This is a genomic window from Paraburkholderia caledonica NBRC 102488, assembly GCF_000685095.1.
GTDB classification, from domain to species: Bacteria; Pseudomonadota; Gammaproteobacteria; order Burkholderiales; family Burkholderiaceae; genus Paraburkholderia; species Paraburkholderia caledonica.
Genome location: NZ_BAYE01000006.1, coordinates 81544 through 100531, shown reverse-complemented (window position 1 = coordinate 100531; position 18988 = coordinate 81544). Strand labels below are relative to the sequence as shown.

At 62.6% G+C, this 18988-nt stretch carries 17 protein-coding genes; 11 read left to right on the top strand and 6 right to left on the bottom strand.

Annotated elements, in window-relative coordinates; translation table 11 throughout:
* The first annotated feature begins 22 nt into the window (after positions 1–22).
* The 3 genes from BCA01S_RS14295 (at position 23) to BCA01S_RS14285 (ending at position 2859) form a co-directional block, all read left to right on the top strand.
* Positions 23–439, top strand: a complete 417-nt coding sequence (locus BCA01S_RS14295; RefSeq protein WP_027777479.1) for an organic hydroperoxide resistance protein — start codon at positions 23–25, stop codon at positions 437–439.
* A gap of 123 nt (positions 440–562) precedes the next feature.
* Positions 563–1489: a LysR family transcriptional regulator gene (locus BCA01S_RS14290; protein ID WP_027777478.1), complete on the top strand. Its 927-nt coding sequence runs from the start codon at positions 563–565 to the stop codon at positions 1487–1489.
* A gap of 107 nt (positions 1490–1596) precedes the next feature.
* The gene (locus BCA01S_RS14285) at positions 1597–2859 is read left to right on the top strand and encodes an MFS transporter (protein ID WP_027777477.1); all 1263 of its coding nucleotides are present in this window, start codon (positions 1597–1599) and stop codon (positions 2857–2859) included.
* Positions 2860–2948: 89 nt separating this feature from the next.
* On the opposite strand, the gene BCA01S_RS14280 is transcribed toward BCA01S_RS14285, so the two are convergent.
* The 4 genes from BCA01S_RS14280 to BCA01S_RS14265 all read right to left on the bottom strand — a co-directional run bounded on the left by BCA01S_RS14280 (position 2949) and on the right by BCA01S_RS14265 (position 5124).
* Positions 2949–3287 (bottom strand): DUF190 domain-containing protein, encoded by a 339-nt coding sequence (locus BCA01S_RS14280; protein ID WP_027777476.1) that lies wholly within the window; start codon positions 3285–3287, stop codon positions 2949–2951.
* Between the two features lie 32 nt (positions 3288–3319).
* Positions 3320–4090 (bottom strand): protein-L-isoaspartate(D-aspartate) O-methyltransferase, encoded by a 771-nt coding sequence (locus tag BCA01S_RS14275; RefSeq protein ID WP_027777475.1) that lies wholly within the window; start codon positions 4088–4090, stop codon positions 3320–3322.
* 172 nt (positions 4091–4262) lie between these two features.
* Positions 4263–4709 (bottom strand): SRPBCC family protein, encoded by a 447-nt coding sequence (locus BCA01S_RS14270; RefSeq protein ID WP_027777474.1) that lies wholly within the window; start codon positions 4707–4709, stop codon positions 4263–4265.
* A gap of 106 nt (positions 4710–4815) precedes the next feature.
* Complete coding sequence (locus tag BCA01S_RS14265) at positions 4816–5124, bottom strand: hypothetical protein (protein WP_020068099.1); 309 nt, start codon at positions 5122–5124, stop codon at positions 4816–4818.
* Positions 5125–5462: 338 nt separating this feature from the next.
* On the opposite strand from BCA01S_RS14265, the gene BCA01S_RS34875 reads away from it, so the two are divergent.
* Genes BCA01S_RS34875 through BCA01S_RS14250 form a run of 3 tightly spaced genes read left to right on the top strand, consistent with a single transcriptional unit; the run spans position 5463 to position 9239 of the window.
* On the top strand, positions 5463–5759 hold the full coding sequence (locus BCA01S_RS34875; RefSeq protein WP_042318639.1) for a type II toxin-antitoxin system ParD family antitoxin: 297 nt from the start codon (positions 5463–5465) through the stop codon (positions 5757–5759).
* On the top strand, positions 5702–8842 hold the full coding sequence (locus tag BCA01S_RS14255; RefSeq protein WP_027777473.1) for a CheR family methyltransferase: 3141 nt from the start codon (positions 5702–5704) through the stop codon (positions 8840–8842). Before BCA01S_RS34875 ends, BCA01S_RS14255 begins: the two co-directional genes overlap by 58 nt.
* Before the next feature lie 25 nt (positions 8843–8867).
* Positions 8868–9239 (top strand): response regulator, encoded by a 372-nt coding sequence (locus BCA01S_RS14250; protein ID WP_027777472.1) that lies wholly within the window; start codon positions 8868–8870, stop codon positions 9237–9239.
* Positions 9240–9266: 27 nt separating this feature from the next.
* Here BCA01S_RS14250 and BCA01S_RS14245 read toward each other — a convergent pair whose 3' ends face one another.
* The gene (locus BCA01S_RS14245; protein ID WP_027777471.1) at positions 9267–10328 is read right to left on the bottom strand and encodes a DMT family transporter; all 1062 of its coding nucleotides are present in this window, start codon (positions 10326–10328) and stop codon (positions 9267–9269) included.
* A 270-nt stretch (positions 10329–10598) separates the two neighbouring features.
* Between BCA01S_RS14245 and BCA01S_RS14240 the strand changes: the two genes are divergently transcribed.
* The 4 genes from BCA01S_RS14240 (at position 10599) to BCA01S_RS14225 (ending at position 14281) form a co-directional block, all read left to right on the top strand.
* Complete coding sequence (locus BCA01S_RS14240; RefSeq protein WP_027777470.1) at positions 10599–11258, top strand: FMN-dependent NADH-azoreductase; 660 nt, start codon at positions 10599–10601, stop codon at positions 11256–11258.
* A gap of 142 nt (positions 11259–11400) precedes the next feature.
* Entirely contained in the window at positions 11401–12318 is a 918-nt protein-coding gene (locus BCA01S_RS14235; RefSeq protein WP_027777469.1) for a LysR substrate-binding domain-containing protein, read from the top strand.
* Positions 12319–12412: 94 nt separating this feature from the next.
* Positions 12413–12808, top strand: a complete 396-nt coding sequence (locus BCA01S_RS14230) for a DUF6232 family protein (protein WP_027777468.1) — start codon at positions 12413–12415, stop codon at positions 12806–12808.
* 381 nt (positions 12809–13189) lie between these two features.
* A complete protein-coding gene (locus tag BCA01S_RS14225; protein ID WP_027777467.1) occupies positions 13190–14281 on the top strand; it encodes a hypothetical protein in 1092 nt (363 codons plus the stop codon).
* A gap of 104 nt (positions 14282–14385) precedes the next feature.
* Here BCA01S_RS14225 and BCA01S_RS14220 read toward each other — a convergent pair whose 3' ends face one another.
* The gene (locus tag BCA01S_RS14220; RefSeq protein WP_027777466.1) at positions 14386–16839 is read right to left on the bottom strand and encodes a glycogen/starch/alpha-glucan phosphorylase; all 2454 of its coding nucleotides are present in this window, start codon (positions 16837–16839) and stop codon (positions 14386–14388) included.
* 766 nt (positions 16840–17605) lie between these two features.
* Between BCA01S_RS14220 and BCA01S_RS14215 the strand changes: the two genes are divergently transcribed.
* On the top strand, positions 17606–18973 hold the full coding sequence (locus BCA01S_RS14215) for an MFS transporter (protein WP_027777465.1): 1368 nt from the start codon (positions 17606–17608) through the stop codon (positions 18971–18973).
* The last annotated feature ends 15 nt before the right edge of the window (positions 18974–18988 follow it).

Here is an 18988-nt window from a genome sequence, read left to right as displayed (position 1 = left end):
ACCCATTAAGCGAACTCCGATCATGAACTCATCAACCAAGGTGCTGTACACCGGCAAAACGCATACCACCGGCGGACGCGATGGCGCATCGCGCAGCTCGGACGGCAGGCTCGACGTCAAGCTCGGTTCGCCCGGCGCGTCGGCGACCGGCACGAATCCGGAACAGATGCTCGCTGCCGGATGGTCCGCGTGCTTAATCGGCGCAATGGGGCTCGCCGCGAAGAAGCTGCAAGTCGCGCTGCCGGCAGACACCGCCGTCGACGCCGAAATCGATCTGGCGATGAACGACAGCGGCTATTTCCTGCAAGCGCGGCTAAACGTCAGCCTGCCAGGAATCGACCGCGAGACCGCGCAGGCGATCACCGATACCGCACATCAAACGTGTCCGTATTCGAAGGCGACTCGCGGCAATATCGACGTTGTAATCGCGATCGTTTGAAACCGCCCGCAGTAACGTAGCGACGCGACGCCGCCACTTTTCCGGGTGCGGCGTCGTTATTTTTGCGCGGTCGTGAAGCGATAATGCTTGCACCATCATCTGGTCGAGCATGAGGGAATCGCCATGGACCGAATCGACGCGATGAAAGTTTTCATCGCCACGCTGGACGAAGGCAGTCTTGCGGGCGCGGCCCGCCGGCTAGGCCGTTCGCCCGCGGCCGTGAGCCGTGCGATTGCGTTCCTCGAAGCACATACGGACACGGCGCTGCTCCATCGTACGACGCGCAGCATCAAACTCAGCGAAGCGGGCAAGCGTTATGCGTCCGCCTGCCGGCGCATCCTGACCGACCTGGAAGAAGCGGACATGCTCGTCGCGCACGAACGCTCGGCGCCGCGCGGTCTGCTGACCGTGACAGCGCCCGTCGCCGCGGGCGAAGACCTGCTGCGGCCAATCGTCGACGAATTCATCGAACGCTTTCCCGCGGTATCGATCCGGCTGCAATTGCTCGACCGGCCGGTGAGTTTGATCGACGAAGGAATCGACGTGGCGCTGCGCATCGCGCATCTTGCCGATTCGACGCTCGTCGCGGTCCCCGTGGGTGAAGTCAGGCGCGTCGTGGCTGCTTCGCCCAGGTACCTCGCAAGGCATCCGCGCATCAAAGTCCCCGCCGATCTTGCACAGCACCAGATCATTTCAATGACGCACTTCGGCGTCGACTCATGGACCTTCCCCACGTCGAGCGGCTCGCCGATACCGCAGGTCGTTCAGTTCACGCCGCGCTTCATCGTCAACACGATTCGTGCGGCCGTCGCGTCGGCGGCGGCCGGTCATGGCGTCACGCGCATGTTCCTGTATCACGTCGCCGAGGAAGTCAAAAAGGGATCGCTGAAAATCGTTCTGCCCGACAGCGAACAGGCGCCGCTGCCGGTTCATCTGCTCACGCCCCATGGGCGGCTTTCGGTTCCCAAGGTGCGTGCATTCGTCGACTTTGCCGCGCCACGTCTGCGCAAGCACTTCAAGATGCTCGGCAGTATCACCGGAGCGGATTGAACCGTCCGGCGTAAGAATATCTTCCGGGTGCCGTGGATTCTCGCGCGATGCGAGGCAATCTAGACTGACTGGACTCACCCAGGTCGGATCATCGCGCAGAGGACGACATGAACCAGACAGCCAGCTCCCCATTCCCTTCCGGACTGCAGTCCGTGCGGCCAGGCTATGCCGAACGCAACGAAAACCACTGGCGGCGCAATCTGGTTGTCTGCGTGTTCGGATCGTTCACCACACTCGTGAGCTTGAGCATGTTGCTGCCGTTCCTGCCGCTGTATGTGCAGCAACTCGGCGTGTCGTCGCAGTCGGCAATCATCGAATGGTCGGGCATCGCGTTCGGCGCGACGTTCCTCGGAACCGCCGTTACCGCGCCGCTGTGGGGGCGGCTTGCCGACCGCTACGGCCGCAAGCCCATGCTGGTCCGCGCGGCTGTAGGCATGGCCGTGGTCATGTCGCTGATCGGCGTCGCGCATACCGTGCATCAACTGGTCGCGCTGAGGCTGATCGCGGGACTCGTCGGCGGTTATGCGTCCGCGTCTACCGTTATGGTCGGCACTCAGGTGCCGCGCGAGCGCGCGGGCTGGGCGCTGGGCATTTTGTCGACCGGCGCGCTGGCCGGCAGTCTGATCGGCCCTCTGGTCGGCGGCGTGTTGCCGGCGTGGCTCGGCATTCGCGGCACGTTTTTCGCCGGAGGAGCCATGATCGCGGTCGCGGCCCTGCTGACCATCTTCGTCGTCAAGGAAGATTTTCATCCTGCCGACGCCGCCGCCCGGAATACCACCAGCGCGGCACCGCCAGCCCGTCGCACGAACTACGCGATCGTCACCGCGCTGCTCGCCACCGCGATGATGGTGCTGCTCGCCAACATGTCAATCGAACCGATCATCACCGTCTACATCGGCGGGCTCGGCGTGGCGCCCGGAAACATTACACGTATCGCCGGTGTGGTGATGGCATGTTCCGCGCTGGGCAGCATATTGACGGCGGCCCGGCTTGGCGCACTCGCCGACCGCATCGGTAGCTGGAATGTGATTGTCGCGTGTCTGATCGTGACCGGCATCGCGATGATTCCGCAAGCCTTCGTCACAGAATGGTGGCAACTCGCCGGCTTGCGATTGCTGATGGGTATGAGCCTCGCCGGTCTTCTGCCGGCCATTTCGAAGCTTGCAAGACACTCCGTCGACGAAAGCAAAACCGGTCAGATGCTCGGCTATCTCCAGTCCGCGCAATTTAGCGGCCAGGTGATCGGGCCGGTGATCGGCGGGCAGATCGGCGTGTACCTGGGATTGCATTCGGTGTTCTTCGTCACAGGCAGCTTGCTGATTGCCTGCGCCGGTCTCGCGCAATGGGCGCGCAGGCAGCAAGGCGGCTGAATGCCAACGCGGTAGCCGGACGGCAAACATTCGTTTCGACACGCTCACGAGGGCCGCATTGATCGCTGTGTCGCGATCAATGCGGCATCCTATTTCGCGACCCCGCCGCTGTTCTCGTCTCCAACTACGCCGAATTCCACGGCTGTCTTCACGTAGAACAGATGCACGCCCTCGGCCCGCAGGCGTTCGAACAATCGGCCGGATTCTTCGGTCGTCACCGCCATCACGATGGACAAAGGCTGGTCCGCCAGTTCGAAAAAGTGCGACGAGTGCACGCGACGATGGTGGCCGATACCCTCGCTCGCCGGTATTACGGTCGCGCCGCGCAGCCCGAGTTCGCCGGCCAGATGGACGAGCCAGTCGGCAAGCGGCTTGCCGCGATGACGGCGATCGTGCTGTGTGAAAAATGTGATCTGGTAACCGTTCATGTCGATGTCTCCCCGGCGCCGTGCGATACCGTTCAAGCCACTGCGAGGAAGCGATGCCGGCTGGCGTGCGCGCCGGCGCTCATCGGGCACGGACGCCGGTCGTCGGCGCCGCCAGTGCCGACTGTGCCGCCCGCATCGCACTGAGCCGCATCCGGTGCCGGCCACGCGTCGGCGCCTACCAGCGGCACGAAACTTACCTCGCCGAGCGAGCTGCTGCGATAGTCGTGTTCGCTGCGGCGAACCAGTTTGACGAGCCGTTGATAATGCCGCTCACGGCCAACCGGCATGACGATCCGGCCGCCGATAGCCAGCTGGTTGCGCCATGCAGCGGGAATATGCGGCCCGCCCGCCGCCGCGATGATCGCGTTGTACGGCGCGTGTTCCGCGAGGCCTGTCGTCGCGTCGCCGAGATGAACCGTCACGTTGGATATGTTCAGCCGCGCGAGGATGTCGCGGGCCGTCGCAACGAGTTCCGCGTGTCGCTCGATGGAATACACATGCGCGGCGATCGCCGCCGCGACGGCAGCCGCATAGCCAGAACCGGTGCCCACGTCGAGCACGATGTCGCCGGGCTGCAGTTGCGCGGCCTCGATCATCGTCGCGACAATGGCTGGCTGGGAAATGGTCTGCTCGTTGCCGATGGGCAGGGGTCTGTCTTCGTACGCCAGATCCCGAACATAATCGGGCACGAAAGCCTCGCGCGGCACAACGCGCATCGCGGCCAACACCTGCGGATCGCGAATGCCGCGCCGGACGATCTGCCGCTCGACCATCCGTTCGCGCGCCTCGTTGAAATCGGTCATCGCCACCTCCCGTCGTGAGCCGGCGCCCGCCTGGTCGTATGCCGCATTGCAGCAGATCGCCGCTTTGCAGCACATGGTTCGCGTGCAACGAACGACACGTTACAAGCGGATGCGGGACCTGTATTCAGTCTACGCGCAGATGGCGCCGGACAAAATCAGGTGGTGTCGCTGCTCAGTCGACGATCTCGGGTTCGACCAGTTTCGCGAGTTGCATCAGCGATTCCTGCCAGCCGAGGTAGCACATTTCGACGGGAATGACCTCGGGCACGCCTTCTTGCAGAATCGAGACCTCGGTCCCGCACGACACCCGGTGGAATGTGATCGTCGCGGACATCTTGCCCGGCAGGTTGGGGTCGTCGAAGTGATCCGTATAGCGGATTTTCTCGGACGGCACGAGTTCGAGATACTCGCCGCCGAACGAGTGGCTATTGCCGCTGCCGAAATTGCGGAACGACATCTTGTAGGTACCGCCCACGCGCCCTTCGTAATGGTGGACCTGACAAGTAAAGCCATACGGAGGCAGCCATTTCGCCAGTGCGTCCGGTTCGAGGAACGCGCGATAAACCCGTTCCGCAGGCGCGCGCAATACACGGTGGAGTCGGATGGTTCCGGTAGTCATGGTCAGCCTTTCAGTTGAGAAGTTGGACACACTGATACGACGATCCGACTACGGGGAGATCGACACGACTCGATAAAGAACATGCAGCGGTAGCCGACCGCGCGCGCTAGATGCGCGGCAGGTCGTCAATGCATTTTTCGATGTGGCCGTCTGGAACGTCGGTGTCGATCCCGTCGTGCCCGCTGGTATGAGCGACGGCGACGATTTTCGGCCCGAGAAAACGCGTGCCGCCGAGCGTAAAGAGAGACCAGACGGCGTCGCCGCGACGGATAGCGGCCACGACCTGAGGCACCTCGACAATCGAAGTGGGAGACAGCCAGCTACGTGTTGCCGGATCGACAGCCGCCCAGCGCACGTGCGTGATGCGGTCGGTCGAAGGGTCGATACGCACAGCGTCGATACCGAAAGTAGCCATGACATTTACCCCCACGCACACAGGCGAAGACCATCGCATCATCATCGTCCAACGCGTTGACCGACGCAAGCGGCAGCGCGCCGACGCTTTCCCTGTGCGCCGGATATCCGCGCATCGCATGCAAGCCGCCGTATTGGCATCCATCTGCCGGCAGGTAAGCAGCATTCTTCGGTTGAGGCCGTATCCGGCTGCCCGGCTATCCTTCCGGCGCAGCGGGAACGGTCGTTGCGTGACCAGTTGCGTGACCAATCCCAAGGCGGCTCCCTTAGCAGCAAATGCGCCGATCGTGGCATCGAAAGGGTAAGATTGAGTGATCCCACCAGTCACGAAAGGCTCACGTGCTCAGCAAGCCTGCATCCAACAATGTCAGCTTGACGGAGCATCTGACTTCGTTCGTACGGAAAGAAATCAACAAAGGCCGCTACGGCACCGTCAGTGAAGTCGTGGGTGTCGGTTTGTGCTTGCTGAAAGAGGACGTTGCACATCGTGCAGTGTCCGGCAGCGGCAACGGCGCAGTGCGCACAACGCATATTGAGCGCACCCACGGCCGTAGCGAGGCATCAACCAAGGAGAAACAATGGCGCCAGCCACCGACTTCCCCATTGTCGGCGTGGGAGCCTCTGCTGGCGCAGTAGAGGCCCTGGAAGGCTTTTTTCGCGGCTTGCCTCAAAAGCCGGGCCTCGCCTGCGTGATCGTCACGCACCTGAGCCCGGACCGCGAAAGCATGCTGCCCGAGATCGTGGCGCGCTTTACCGATATGCCGGTGCACGCCATCACCGACGGCATGCGAATCCAGACCGACAACGTCTATCTGCTACCTAGCGATGCTGTCGTGAGCGTGGCAAATCGAACGCTTCATGTTCAGGAACAGAACAGGAGCCGGCGCGAGCGCAAACCCATCGACATTTTCCTGAGCACGCTTGCTGCCGACGTCGGCGAACTCTCCGCCGGCGTAATACTTTCGGGCGCGGACACGGACGGCACACTTGGAATCAGGGCGATCAAGGAACGCGGCGGACTTACCCTTGCCCAGGCTAGCGACGGCTACGGCCCGCACCATGCGGACATGCCCAGAAGCGCTATCTCCACAGGCCTTGTCGATTTCGCGGTGCCTGCCGAAGAAATGGGCGGCAAGCTCGTCAGCTTCGCAGCGGGTGCCTTCATGCTCGACGGGCTCGACACGCTCGACGAACGCGCTGCAGGCCCGGCCGGCGAAGGCGACGCCAGCGACTTCAACGAAGCGCGCAACGCGATCTACGCGATCCTGCGCAATCAGGTGGGGCACGACTTCAGCGGCTATAAGATCAAGACGTTCTTGCGCCGCGTACAGCGGCGCATGCAGGTGCTCGAAATCCAGACTCCGGACGCCTATGTGGCGCGACTTGCCGGGGACCCGGAAGAAGTCGCCGCGCTTTTTCGCGACCTGCTGATCAACGTCACGAGTTTCTTCCGCGATGCCCCGGCTTTCGAGACGCTTGCCGGGACGGTGCTTCCAAAGTTGCTCGACGGACGCGGCGCCGAGGATACCGTGCGCGTGTGGGTGCCAGGCTGCGCGACCGGCGAGGAAGTCTATTCCATCGCCATGCTTCTGCGAGAGCAGATGGAGGGCCGCACCGCCGCGCCGCAAGTGCAGATTTTCGCCACCGACATTGACGACGGCGCGCTCGGCGTCGCGCGCGCGGCACGCTATCCGCTCCCACTGCTCGAAGGCGTCTCGGAAGAGCGGCGGCGGCGCTTCTTCGTTGAAGACGGCAGCAGCTACGTGCTTTCGAAGGAAGTGCGGGACCTGTGTATTTTCTCGCCCCATAGCGTGATTCGCGATCCGCCTTTTTCGCGCATCGATCTGGTCTCGTGCCGCAATCTGCTGATCTACTTCGGCAGTGAAATCCAGAACCAGGTAATCCCGACGTTTCACTACGCGTTGCGTCCAGACGGCTATCTGTTTCTCGGCACGTCGGAAAACGTCAGCCAGTTCGACGAACTCTTTACGCCCGTCGACAAGAAGCACCGGATTTTCCGGCGCAGGGCCGACGTCGCGCCGCAACTCCGCTTGCCCCTGACCATATCGGCGCTGCGGATCGGGCAGATTGCTTCACTCACGCCGACGCGTCCTTCGCTGGGTAGCGCAGGGCTGCGGCACGTGGTGGACAACCACATGCTCGAGCGGTTCACCCCGCCGCACGTGCTGGTCACGCGCGAGGGCGACGTCGTGTATTACTCGGGCCGCACGGGTAAGTACCTGGAGCCCGCTCCCGGTGTGCCGACGCGGCAACTCTTCGCCTTGGCACGCAAGGGACTGAGTCTCGACCTGCGCTCGGTGTTCCGCGAAGCTGTGGAGTCTGGCCGCACGGTTACGCGCGCAGGCGTGGTCGTCGAGGGCGAAGGGGAGCGCGTGCAGATCATCAGCCTGACGGTCGAACCGCTGAGCGAGCAGGTGCATGGCGAGCACATGTACATCGTTGTCTTCGAGGACCAGGGCCCAGGGCTCGCGCGCGAGGAGGCGCTTGCGCGCGCTCAGTCGATGCATGACGGCACGGCCGTGCAGTTCGAAAAGGAGTTGCGCGACACGCGCGAACGCCTGCAATCGATGATCGAAGAGTATGAAACGGCGCTGGAGGAACTCAAATCGTCGAACGAGGAACTCGTATCGGTCAACGAGGAACTGCAGTCGTCGAACGAAGAGCTGGAGGCGTCGAAGGAAGAACTGGTTTCGCTCAACGAGGAACTGCACACAGTCAATCTCGAACTGAACGGCAAGATCGACGCGCTCGACCGCTCCAACAGCGACCTGCAGAATCTGTTCGAAAGCACCTCGGTTGCGACCGTTTTTCTCGACCGCAATCTGGTCATTCGCTCGTTTACGCCGGCAATGGGCGGCATCTTTCATATTCGCCCCATTGACCGCGGGCGCCCTATCACGGAGCTCGTCAGCCGTCTCGATCTGCCCGGACTGGAGCTCGATATCGAAGCTGTCTTCAATACGAACCAGCCGAGGGAGCGCCAGGTAAGCGGGAAAGACGGCCTTTCGCATTTTCTCGTGCGCCTCGCCCCCTATCGCAACGGCGACCAGCAAACCGACGGTGTGGTTATCGCCTTCGTCGAGATAACGGGCATGGTGCATGCGGAAGAACGTCAGGAGGTTCTGATTGCGGAACTGCAGCACCGCACGCGCAATCTGCTGGCGGTCATCCAGTCAATCGCGCAACAAACGCTCGCAGGCGATTCGGCGCTCGACACGTTCACGAGCCGCCTTGCGGCGCTCGGCCGTCTACAGGGGCTAATCGGCGACGCAAACGGTAATCTGATCGACCTGCGGGAGATTGTGCGCCTCGAACTGGATGCGCTCGGTGTGGCCGACAGCGAGCGCATCGAACTGCGCGGGCCCGTCGTGCCGCTGGGTTTTCGGAACGTGCAGACAATTGCACTGGTGCTGCACGAACTGGCAACCAATGCAGTGAAGTACGGCGCACTCAGGGACAGGGAGGCGCGGCTCGCGGTGCGCTGGCGCGTCGAAACGGAATTGCCGGGCGCTGCGTCGCTGGTGTTCGACTGGATCGAAAGCGGCTTGCGTGTCGCTCCGGACAGCACGAGGACCGGTTTCGGCCGGCAATTGATCGAAAAGGCGCTGCAGTTCACGCTCGGCGCAAAGACGGCGCTCCTGTTCAATGCGGACGGCGTCTCGTGTCATATCGAAATACCGATGCCTGCGGTTCATTAGCGGCAGCGGTCAAAAGGGGTCGAACATGGGGTTCGCAAACGTGCTCACAGGTCAAAGGATCATGGTGGTCGAAGACGACTACCTGGTCGCGCTTGCGCTCTCCACCGTGCTGGAAGGCGCTGGAGCAAGCGTTGTGGGACCGATTTCGGGAGCGCGCGAAGCTGTCACGTTGGTCGAGGAAGGAAACGAACACATCGACGCGGCGATTCTCGACGTCGATCTGAATGGTGAACCGTCGTATCCGGTGGCGGACGCGCTCGCATCGAGACATATACGGTTCGTTTTCGCGACAGGCTATGGAATCGACGCGGTGGATGCACGCTATCGTCATTATCCGCGGTGTCAGAAACCGTTCGACCATCAGGCTCTCTTCAAGGCGCTAAGCGCGAGCGGATGACAACCCCTCGCCTATCGTGGCCGGGCGCTAATGGCGGTGGCGGTGATGAATATCGGGAAAATGCGCATGCGAATGCGTGACCGGCAGATGGACGTGCGGGTGAGTATGCGGCTCGTCGCCGGAATAAGGAAAGTCGTGCTCATGACGATGATGTTCGTCATGACGATGCCGGTGCGTGTGTTCGAGTCGCTCGTGACTATGTCGATGCTCGTGCCTTTCCCGCACGTGCAACCAGATTCCGAGCGTCATCAGAAGCGCGGCGGCCGAGAAAGACAGACCGGGCAGCGCAGGCCAGATGATGAGTGACAGGATTACGCCGAACAGCGGTGCGACCGAAAAGTAAGCGCCGGTACGCGCCGTACCGAGATGGCGCAGAGCGACGACGAACAACACGAGGCTAACGCCGTAACCGGCCAGCCCCGTCAGCATGGCCGCCGCCACGGTTCCAGTAGATGGAAGCGAAGCGCCGGCGGCGATCGCAATCGCGAGATTCACCGGACCGGCCACGAGGCCCTTGACGCACGCGATCACCATTGCGTCGTTCGCCGCGACCTTGCGCGTGAGATTGTTGTCGATGGCCCAGCACAGACACGCGCCGACAATCAGCAGTGCCCCGACGGGCATGCGCGTCGATCCCGGATGCCACGACAGAATCATGCCCCCCGCGACGATCGCCACCATGCCGAGGAAGACCTGAACGTCGACATTCTCGCGGAAAATCACCCAGGCTATTACAGCGGTTAATACGCCTTCGAGGTTCAATAACAATGAACTCGTGGCCGCCGGCGTGCTCGCTAGCCCTAGCATCAGCAGCGCCGGACCCGCGACGCCGCCCATTGCAATTGCCCCAAGAAGCCAAGGCAACTCGCCTTTCTTGATGCGATGGCCGAAGCTGGGTCGCGAGCCGGGCGACATCAGTAAACGCCACGCGATACCCAGGCCGAGCCCGGCCCCACTGCCCAGATAAAACAGTCCCGCCAGCATGAACGGATCGACTGATCCGAGCAACGCTTTGGCCAACGGCGTGGCGGCGCCGAATAGCGCAGCGGCGATGAGAGCGACGCATATCGCGCCTTGTCCGGATTTCACGATCTGACCTTTGAATCGTTGCGAAGCGCCGATGGACTCGCACATGCCAAGCCGTTGTGAAAGCACCTGCATTCAACGCGCCCGTGCGCCCTTCGCCCCCGATTATGCTGCGCTTTTCTGTGCGCAGCCAGGATCGGGCACCCAGCCGCCGCATGGCAGTTGAGTTTTTCTCAAGCTCACAAAAAAATCGTCAATTTCACTAACCGCTGCCGCGTGGCTAAATCGGCGTTCCCGTTGTTTCGTCTCATCATGCCAAGGAACGCACACGCGATGACTACTCTCCTTCACATCACCGCCAGCGCGCGCAGTAGCCGTTCGCTCAGCCGCAAGCTGTCGGGCGCCTTCATCGACGCATGGCAGGAAATCCAACCCGCAACTCGGATCATTACCCGCGACGTGGGAGCCAATCCGCCGCCGGCCATTTCCGAGGATTGGATCGCTGCCGTTTTCACGCCTGCGGAGAACCTCACGCCGGAGCAGCGCGAAGCATTGCGGCTGTCCGACGAACTGATCGACGAACTCGACCGCGCGGATCTGATCGTGATCGGCACGCCGATGTATAACTATGGAATGCCAGCGGCATTGAACTCATGGTTCGACATGGTCATTCGAATCGGCAAGACGTTCACGTTCGATCTTGCACGCGGAGACTTTCCGCTTGAGCCAGTTATGCGCGGCAAAAAGCTCGTCATTCTGAGTTCGCATGGTGAATTCGGATTCGGCCCGGGCGGCGTGCGCGAAAAAATGAATCACCTCGAAACACACATCCTGACCTGCGCGAATTATCTTGGCGTCGAAGAAAGTCACGCAATCAGCATCAGCTACCAGGAGTTCGGCGACGCGCGACACGAAGCATCGGTCGCGGATGCTTTCGCTGCGGTACCGGTACTGGTCGGCCGACTCGCAAGATGTCACAGCGTCAACGGGTGATTGATTGCTCACACCCGCACTATCCATGGCGCAACAGACGTTTCTGGACGAAAGCGCCGCGACGAGTCACAAGGGCGCACGGTTGCTTTCGGTAGAATGCATTCACCGTAACCGGCCCGCCTTCGCATGAAGGTATCTCGCCATGCGCAAGTTGCCGCCGCTCAATTCGATTCGGGCATTCGAGGCCGCCGCCCGGCATCAGAGCTTTACCGAGGCCGCCGCTGAGCTGTCCGTGACTATTACGGCGGTGAGCCACCAGATCCGGCAACTGGAGGCGCGCATCGGCCACAAACTGTTCGAGAGAACGGGCGGTGCGGTCACGCTTACGCCGGTGGGCAAGACGATCTATCCGCTGGTGAGAGACGGCTTCGACCAGATCGCTCAGGCGTTCGAGGCTGTCAATTCCCGCATCGACGAAGATTCGATCCGGATCTCGGCCACCCGTGCATTCGCGCAGCGCTGGCTGATGCCCAGGCTGGCGCGGTTCAATGCGATTCACCCGGACGTCATGGTGCATATCCATGGCTCCGAGAAGTCCGTCGATCTGCGCGCGGACGATATTGACCTGGCGATCCGCTATGGTCCCGTCGGCGCCGAAGAGCAGACTTCCGTCATCCTGGAGGACTGCTATATCGCGGTCGCCGATCGCGACATTTGCCCCGCAGATCGTCCGCCGGTCATCAAGGACTTCCGCAAACTTCCGTTTCTCGCGTACAGGTGGGAAAACGGCGCGCTGAATGCCCCGGACTGGTCCGCGTGGCTTGCGCTCGTCGAACACGATCAGACTGTGGAGTCGCGCATTTCCTGGTACAGCGACGAAATGCTCGCGCTCTACGCGGCGGAATGTGGCCTTGGTCCGTTGATGTGCAGCAGCGTGTTGGTCGACGAAGAACTGCGCACCGGGCGCCTGCGCCGGATCGAAGGCCCGTCGCTGCCGGGGTTCTCTTATCGCCTCGTGCAAATGGCGTCGGCGCGCCCTAAGAAAGGACTTCGCCTTTTCACGAAATGGCTTTGCGAAGAAGCACAGCTGTTTCGGGACAGGTCCGCCGCGACCCGCTAGGCGATCCGCTGCCGGGCAATGGAAGAACCGAGTTCCGTTGGAACTTTGAAGTCTGGTACCCTGCGCCCTTTGCAACAGCTTGCATTCAATCTCGATGGAAAACCCATTCAACGATCGCGGCGTGTCTGTCACGCGCAACGCGCTCTCATCCGCTGGCCAGGTCTTTCCGCTGCGCGACATCGTCAGCGTGCAGGTCGTCACCGTGGAGAAGAACAAGGTATTGCCCGTCACCATTTCGCTGCTGGGGCTCGTCGGCGGGATTGTTGGCGGCGTACTGCACGCGCCGGTGGGCATCGTGTGCGGCGTGATGCTGGTGGTTGTCGGCTGGCTCACCTGGGTGACGCAGGACATCACGCATCGTCTGATGGTGCAAACGGCCAATGGCGAACGCGAGGCGCTTTCGAGCGTCGATCGCGAGTTCGTCGAGCGCGTCGGCGCGGCCGTGAACGAAGCTAAAAGCACAGCCGCTTCTGCTGCGCAGAAAGCCTGAGCAAGTCAAAGCGGGGCCCGCGCCCGCGGGCTCATGCAACCGCCGCCGGCAATGCTCGCACCGCGGTATATCCATCGAAGCAAAGAGACCCCGCTGCTGCGCGTCGCGTCACGGTCCAGGTTTTCACACATCTTTGCAAGTGCGCGCCGGTGCGCAGGTAGAGTCGCCGCTTCTGTTATCGCGCGTTCCCTGGCGCAGGCCTCGCGATGCCGCATGTGCCGCATGTGCCGCATCTGCCGCGGCATCGGGGCACTCGGCTCGCACTGCTAGTAACCAGTAAGAGCCGGTGGCTTTGCTGGCGCCTTCGCCGGTGCATCTCTTTCCGCAAAGCGGTCGTATGCATCGCCTTCGCCAGGGACCGTGCTTTTGCGAGCGTGCTCCATGTCCCTGCTTATTGTCGATGCCGCGTGCCGGCACCTGCACCGTCACTTTTCCCATTTCACCGCTGCCGCGCTGGTGGCCGCCGGCGTGTTGTCGGCGTTGAGCGGCTGCTCGGTCACTTTCCCGACGCCCACACCGCCGGCTCCCGCTGTTTCGCTGATCAACGGCGGCAAAGACGGCGTGCTGATTCCTCTCCATGTGGAACGCGCCGACCAGGATCACGCTCGCCTCGGCCTGCCGGTCGAACTGGACGGAAAACCCGTCTACGTCGCGCTCGATACGGGCACGCAAGGGGTTCGTGTATTGAAGTCGGTGCTGCCACGTTCCGACTATGCGAGCGCCGCGCCAGCCAGCACGCTGCTGCTCGCGAACGGCGCGCAGGTTTCCGGCGCGGCCGTGAAGTTGCCGCTGAGCGTCGCAGGATCGAAGGCCGTACAGATCGGCGCGCAAGCGGTCGACACCGTCAGTTGCCAGGCCACCTCGAGGCATTGCGTTGCGATGGACGGCTACAGCGGCGAATTCGGCTGGGCCTTCTCGGGGCTTTTCGGCGTGGGCGCCGCGCAACCTGGCGACGCCTGTTGCACACAGCCGCTGCGCGCATTGGCCGGCCACATTGGCGAGCGGTATCTCGTGCACTCGAACTTCGCAAAGCCATATCTGCTATTGAGCCCGTCGAGCGCAATCACGAAGGACTTCACGATCGTGCCGATGACCGTAACGAACGACGGCACGATGCAATGGCCGCGAGGCTGCATCAATGTCGGCGACAAGATGACGTTCTGCGCGCCGCTCGTGTTCGCCACGGCCACCACCAGCATGATCCGCATCGAGACGGATACCGCGCCGAACTGGACCGGCGACGACAGCGTGGGCAAAGTGCTGATACAGGGCAACTACAACACAGCGGTCGGCTCGGGTAACTGGGCGCACCGCTACGAAGACGCGCAAGTGACCATCGTCAAGGCGCAGCCCGGCGAGAACCGCATCGTGATCGGTCTGATGGGCATGCAGAATATCGACGTGCTGTTCGATTTTCCGCGCGCCCAGTTGGGTCTCTACGCGAATCGGGCGGTCGAAAACCTCACACCGTAACAAAGCCTCAACAAGAAAAGGCCGCGCGTCGTTCAGCACACGCGCGGCCTTTCTTCTCGCCGCTGCGGAAAGTCACGCCATTCGCAGCGGAGCAACGCAAAAGCTCAGCCCAGATTGAGCGGATCGACGCGCCAGATCTCGCGTGCGTATTCGCTGATCGTTCGATCCGACGAAAACTGCCCCATGCCCGCCACGTTCTCGATCGCGCTCTCAGTCCACGCGCGCTTGTCGACGAAACGCGCGTCCACTTCACTCTGCGCCTTCGCAAACGCGGCGAAATCGGCAAGCACCATGTAGTGATCGCCCCAGTCGACCAGCGTGTGGAAAATATCCGAGAAGCGCAACGGATCGTCCGGCGAGAAATAACCGCTGCGGATCTGGTCGAGGGCCATGCGCAGTTCGGCGTTCTCCTCGTACACTTGCCGCGGCCGGTAACCGCTTGCGCGCAGGTCGTCCACTTCGTCTGCCGTGTGACCGAAGATGAAGATGTTCTCGCGGCCCACGGCGTCGCAGATTTCGATGTTCGCGCCGTCCATCGTGCCAATCGTCAACGCACCGTTGAGCGCGAGCTTCATATTGCCGGTGCCCGACGCTTCAGTGCCTGCCATCGAAATCTGTTCGGACAGGTCGGCGGCGGGAATGATCAGTTCAGCCACGCTCACGCCGTAGTTAGGCACGAACACTACTTTCAGGCGGTCGCCGATCAGCGGATCGTGATTGACCTTCTGACTCACGTCGCCGATCAGTTTGATGATCGTCTTCGCCATCCGGTAAGCGGATGCCGCCTTGCCGGCGAACATCACGACACGCGGTACCCAGTCGTGCTCCGGATTCGCGCGAATCTGGTTATAGCGCACGATCACATGCAGCACGTTCAACAGCTGCCGCTTGTATTCGTGAATGCGCTTCACCTGCAGATCGAACAGCGCGTCGGGATCGAAATGCAACTTCGTGTGATGCGCGAGCCGCTGCACGAGGCGCAATTTATTCTGCCGCTTCGCTTCACGGAATGCTTCGACAAAGCCGCTATCGCTGCGTAGCTCGCGCAGCTGCTCGAGCTCGAACAGATTGCCGCGCCAATGCGTGCCGATTCGCTGATCGATCAGCGACGACAGCGACGGGCTCGCCTGCGACAGCCAGCGCCGCGGCGTAATGCCGTTGGTCACATTCGTAAAGCGGTCCGGATAAATGCGCGCGAAGTCGGCGAAGATGTCGCGCGTCATGAGCTGCGAATGCAGCTTCGACACGCCGTTCACCTTGTGGCTCGCGACAATCGCCAGATACGCCATGCGCACGCGCCGCTGACCGTATTCGTCGACCAGAGAAATACGGCGGATCATTTCGGCGTCATGGCCCGAATGCTCGCTCACATGCTTCAGAAAGCCGGCATTGATCTCGAAGATGATCTCGAGATGCCGCGGCAGCAGCCTCGACAGCATCTCGACGTCCCACGTTTCGAGCGCTTCGGGCATCAGCGTGTGGTTCGTGTACGAGAAAATCTGCGTGACGTGTTTCCACGCCTTGTCCCACGGCAGGTGATGCACGTCCACGAGCAATCGCATGAGTTCTGGAATCGCCAACACGGGGTGCGTGTCGTTCAGATGCACCGCGACCTTTTCGGAGAAGCGCCCGAACGTGCTGTGCGTGCGCTGATAGCGGCGGATCAGATCCTGCATGGTCGCCGAGACGAAGAAGTACTCCTGACGCAGCCGCAGCTCGCGACCGGCCGGCGTCGAGTCGTCCGGATAGAGAAGGCGCGACACGTTCTCCGACATATTCTTCGTGTCCACCGCATTGCGGTAGTCGCCGCGGTTGAACGCGCCGAGGTCCAGTTCGTCTGTGGCACGCGCGGACCACAGCCTCAGCGTGTTGGTCGCGTCGGTCGCGTAGCCGGGAATCACCGTGTCGTATGCGGTTGCGTTCACATGCTCGGTGTCGATCCATTCGACCTGATCGCCGCGCTGCACGGTGCGGCCGCCGAAATGCACGGTGTACTTGATCTCGGGCCGCGGAAACTCCCACGGGTTGCCCGCGCGCAGCCAGTAGTCGGGCGCCTCGACCTGCTCGCCGTTGACGATCTCCTGACGGAACATGCCGTATTCATAACGGATGCCGTAGCCGAAGCCTGGAATGCCGAGCGTCGCCATCGAATCGAGAAAACATGCGGCGAGCCGGCCGAGACCGCCATTGCCGAGCGCGGCGTCGGGCTCTATGTCGATGAGCGCGTCCATGTCGACCCCGAGGCTCGCCAACGCCTCCTTCATCTGATCGTGAATGCCCAGCGCGAGCAACGCGTTGGTAAAGGTCCGGCCGATCAGGAACTCCATCGACAGATAGTAAACGCGCTTCACGTCCTGCTCGTATTGCAGGCGGGTGGTTTTCATCCAGCGTGCGACGAGCCGGTCGCGCACGGCAAGCGCCGCGGCGTGCAGCCAGTCATGCGGATGCGCGGTGACGGCGTCCTTGCCGACGCCGTACATCATGCGATTGGAAATTGAGCGCCGTAGCGCGTCGACGGTACTGTTGAGCTGGTCGAATTCCAGATCGACGGCTGTCATCGAAGCCTCCGGGAAAAAACGCTGCGACATGCGCGAACCGCACAGATGACGGACGGGAGGCGCGTGCCGGTCAGGCGGGTTAAGAATCAGAGTAGGACATTTTACGACTCCCGGATGCCGGCGAGCGCGGGTGCTGGTCACGCACATGCCATGCCCGCCTGTCTGCGCGGCCACGTACAGAGCCGGCCACTTTTGCGCACGCGCACGGTGCAAGGCGCGCGTGAACGGGCACTGCACGCGTGCATCCGGTTGGTCGGAGCAGTGATGCCAAAGTGTGAAGGCGTTCGCCGCAAGCGTGACAGGATGCGACGCAAATCACGTGACAGAAGCAATTATTTTTTTGGCTCGTAACGTTCGGACGGCCAAAGAAACGATTGAGTCTCAAGCTTCACCTGGCTGATGCTGACGACGGGAGTATCAAGCGTGTGACGGCGAGCGGTGCCGCGCATAACCGGCGACGGCGCACCTCAACTCGAACGCGCGTCGCGGGGCTGACAGTTAGTTGCATACACATTCGTTTTTCATACACCTTACAGCGCACGCGCGCGCTGCAGGATTTCCCGGCCTCTGTAACAATCGCTCCATTCGCCGCGCGGCGGCCTTGGGCGTTCGCCCAACAAGCCCGCGCCTTGCGTTATGCACAACCCTGCCACTCGCGCGCCGCATGTCCAGATTCCTGCCGCGTCGACACGCACACCTGACGAGCCACGCCTTGTCCGACAAGCTGAGCGCGGCGTCCGCGCCGCCCTTTCCCGCGGATGCTCCAATGTCCGCCGCCAACCGCCGTGCGATGGCGGCGATCATGCTTGCCGTCGCGCTCGCGACACTCGACACGGCAATCGCCAACACGGCACTGCCCGCCATCGCGGCCGATCTGCACGCGGCGCCCGCTGCGTCGGTGTGGATCATCAACGCTTATCAGCTCGCAATGGTCGCGACGCTGCTGCCGCTTGCCGCGCTCGGCGACATCATTGGGCATCGGCGGATCTATATCGGCGGCATTGCGCTGTTTACCATCGCGTCGCTCGCCTGCTCGATGGCGCCGACCCTGCCGATGCTTGCGGGCGCACGCGTGCTGCAAGGCCTTGGTGCGAGCGCGATCATGAGCGTCAATACCGCGCTGATCCGCTTCCTGTATCCGCCGCACCGGCTCGGACGCGGGCTCGGCATGAACGCGCTGATCGTCGGCGTGTCGTTTGCGGTGGGCCCCACGGTCGCGTCGCTGATCCTCTCGGTCGCTTCCTGGCCGTGGCTGTTCGCCGTCAATGTGCCGCTCGGCGTGCTGGCGCTGGCTTTCGCATGGCCTGCGCTGCCGCACACGGAGCGCGGCGCGCACAACTTCGATCCGCTCGCCGCGCTGCTGAACGTGGTGACGTTCGCCGCACTGATCTTTGCGCTGGGCGAAGCGGCCCAGCGCGCATCGACGCAACTCGTGCTGAGCGCCGCTGCCGTCGCGGTGATTTTCGGCCTGCTTCTGATTCGCCGTGAAGCCGGGCACCCGGCGCCCATGCTGCCGGTCGATCTTTTCAAGCGGCCCGTGTTCGCGCTGTCGGCAGTGACCGCCGTGTGCTCGTTCGCCGCGCAAGGCTTGGCGTTCGTCTCGCTGCCCTTCTATTTCGAAGATGTACTGCACCGCAGCCAGGTTGAAACCGGCTTTCTGATGACGCCGTGGCCGGTCGTCGTCGCGTTGGCGGCGCCGCTCGCGGGCAGCTTATCCGATCGCTATCCGCCCGGCCTGCTCGGCGCCGTCGGGCTCGCGGTGATGGCGGCGGGAATGGCCTCGCTTGCGCTATTGCCGGTGCATCCGCACGTGCTCGACATCGGCATCCGGATGGCGATTTGCGGCGCGGGTTTCGGCTTCTTCCAATCGCCGAATCTGAAAGCGCTGATGGCGAGTGCGCCGCCCGAGCGCAGCGGCGGAGCAAGCGGCATCGTCGCGACGGCGCGGCTGCTCGGCCAGACTACGGGCGCGGCGCTGGTCGCGTTGAGCTTCGGGATCGCGGGCCGTCACGGGCCGACGCTCGCGCTCGGCGCCGGCGCCTTCTTCGCGGGCGCGGCGAGTCTGGCGAGCGGATTGCGGCTCCTTGCGCCGTCGCATCGAGCGGGCGTGCATGTGAAAACGTCGGGGAAATGAAAACGGGCGAGCAGC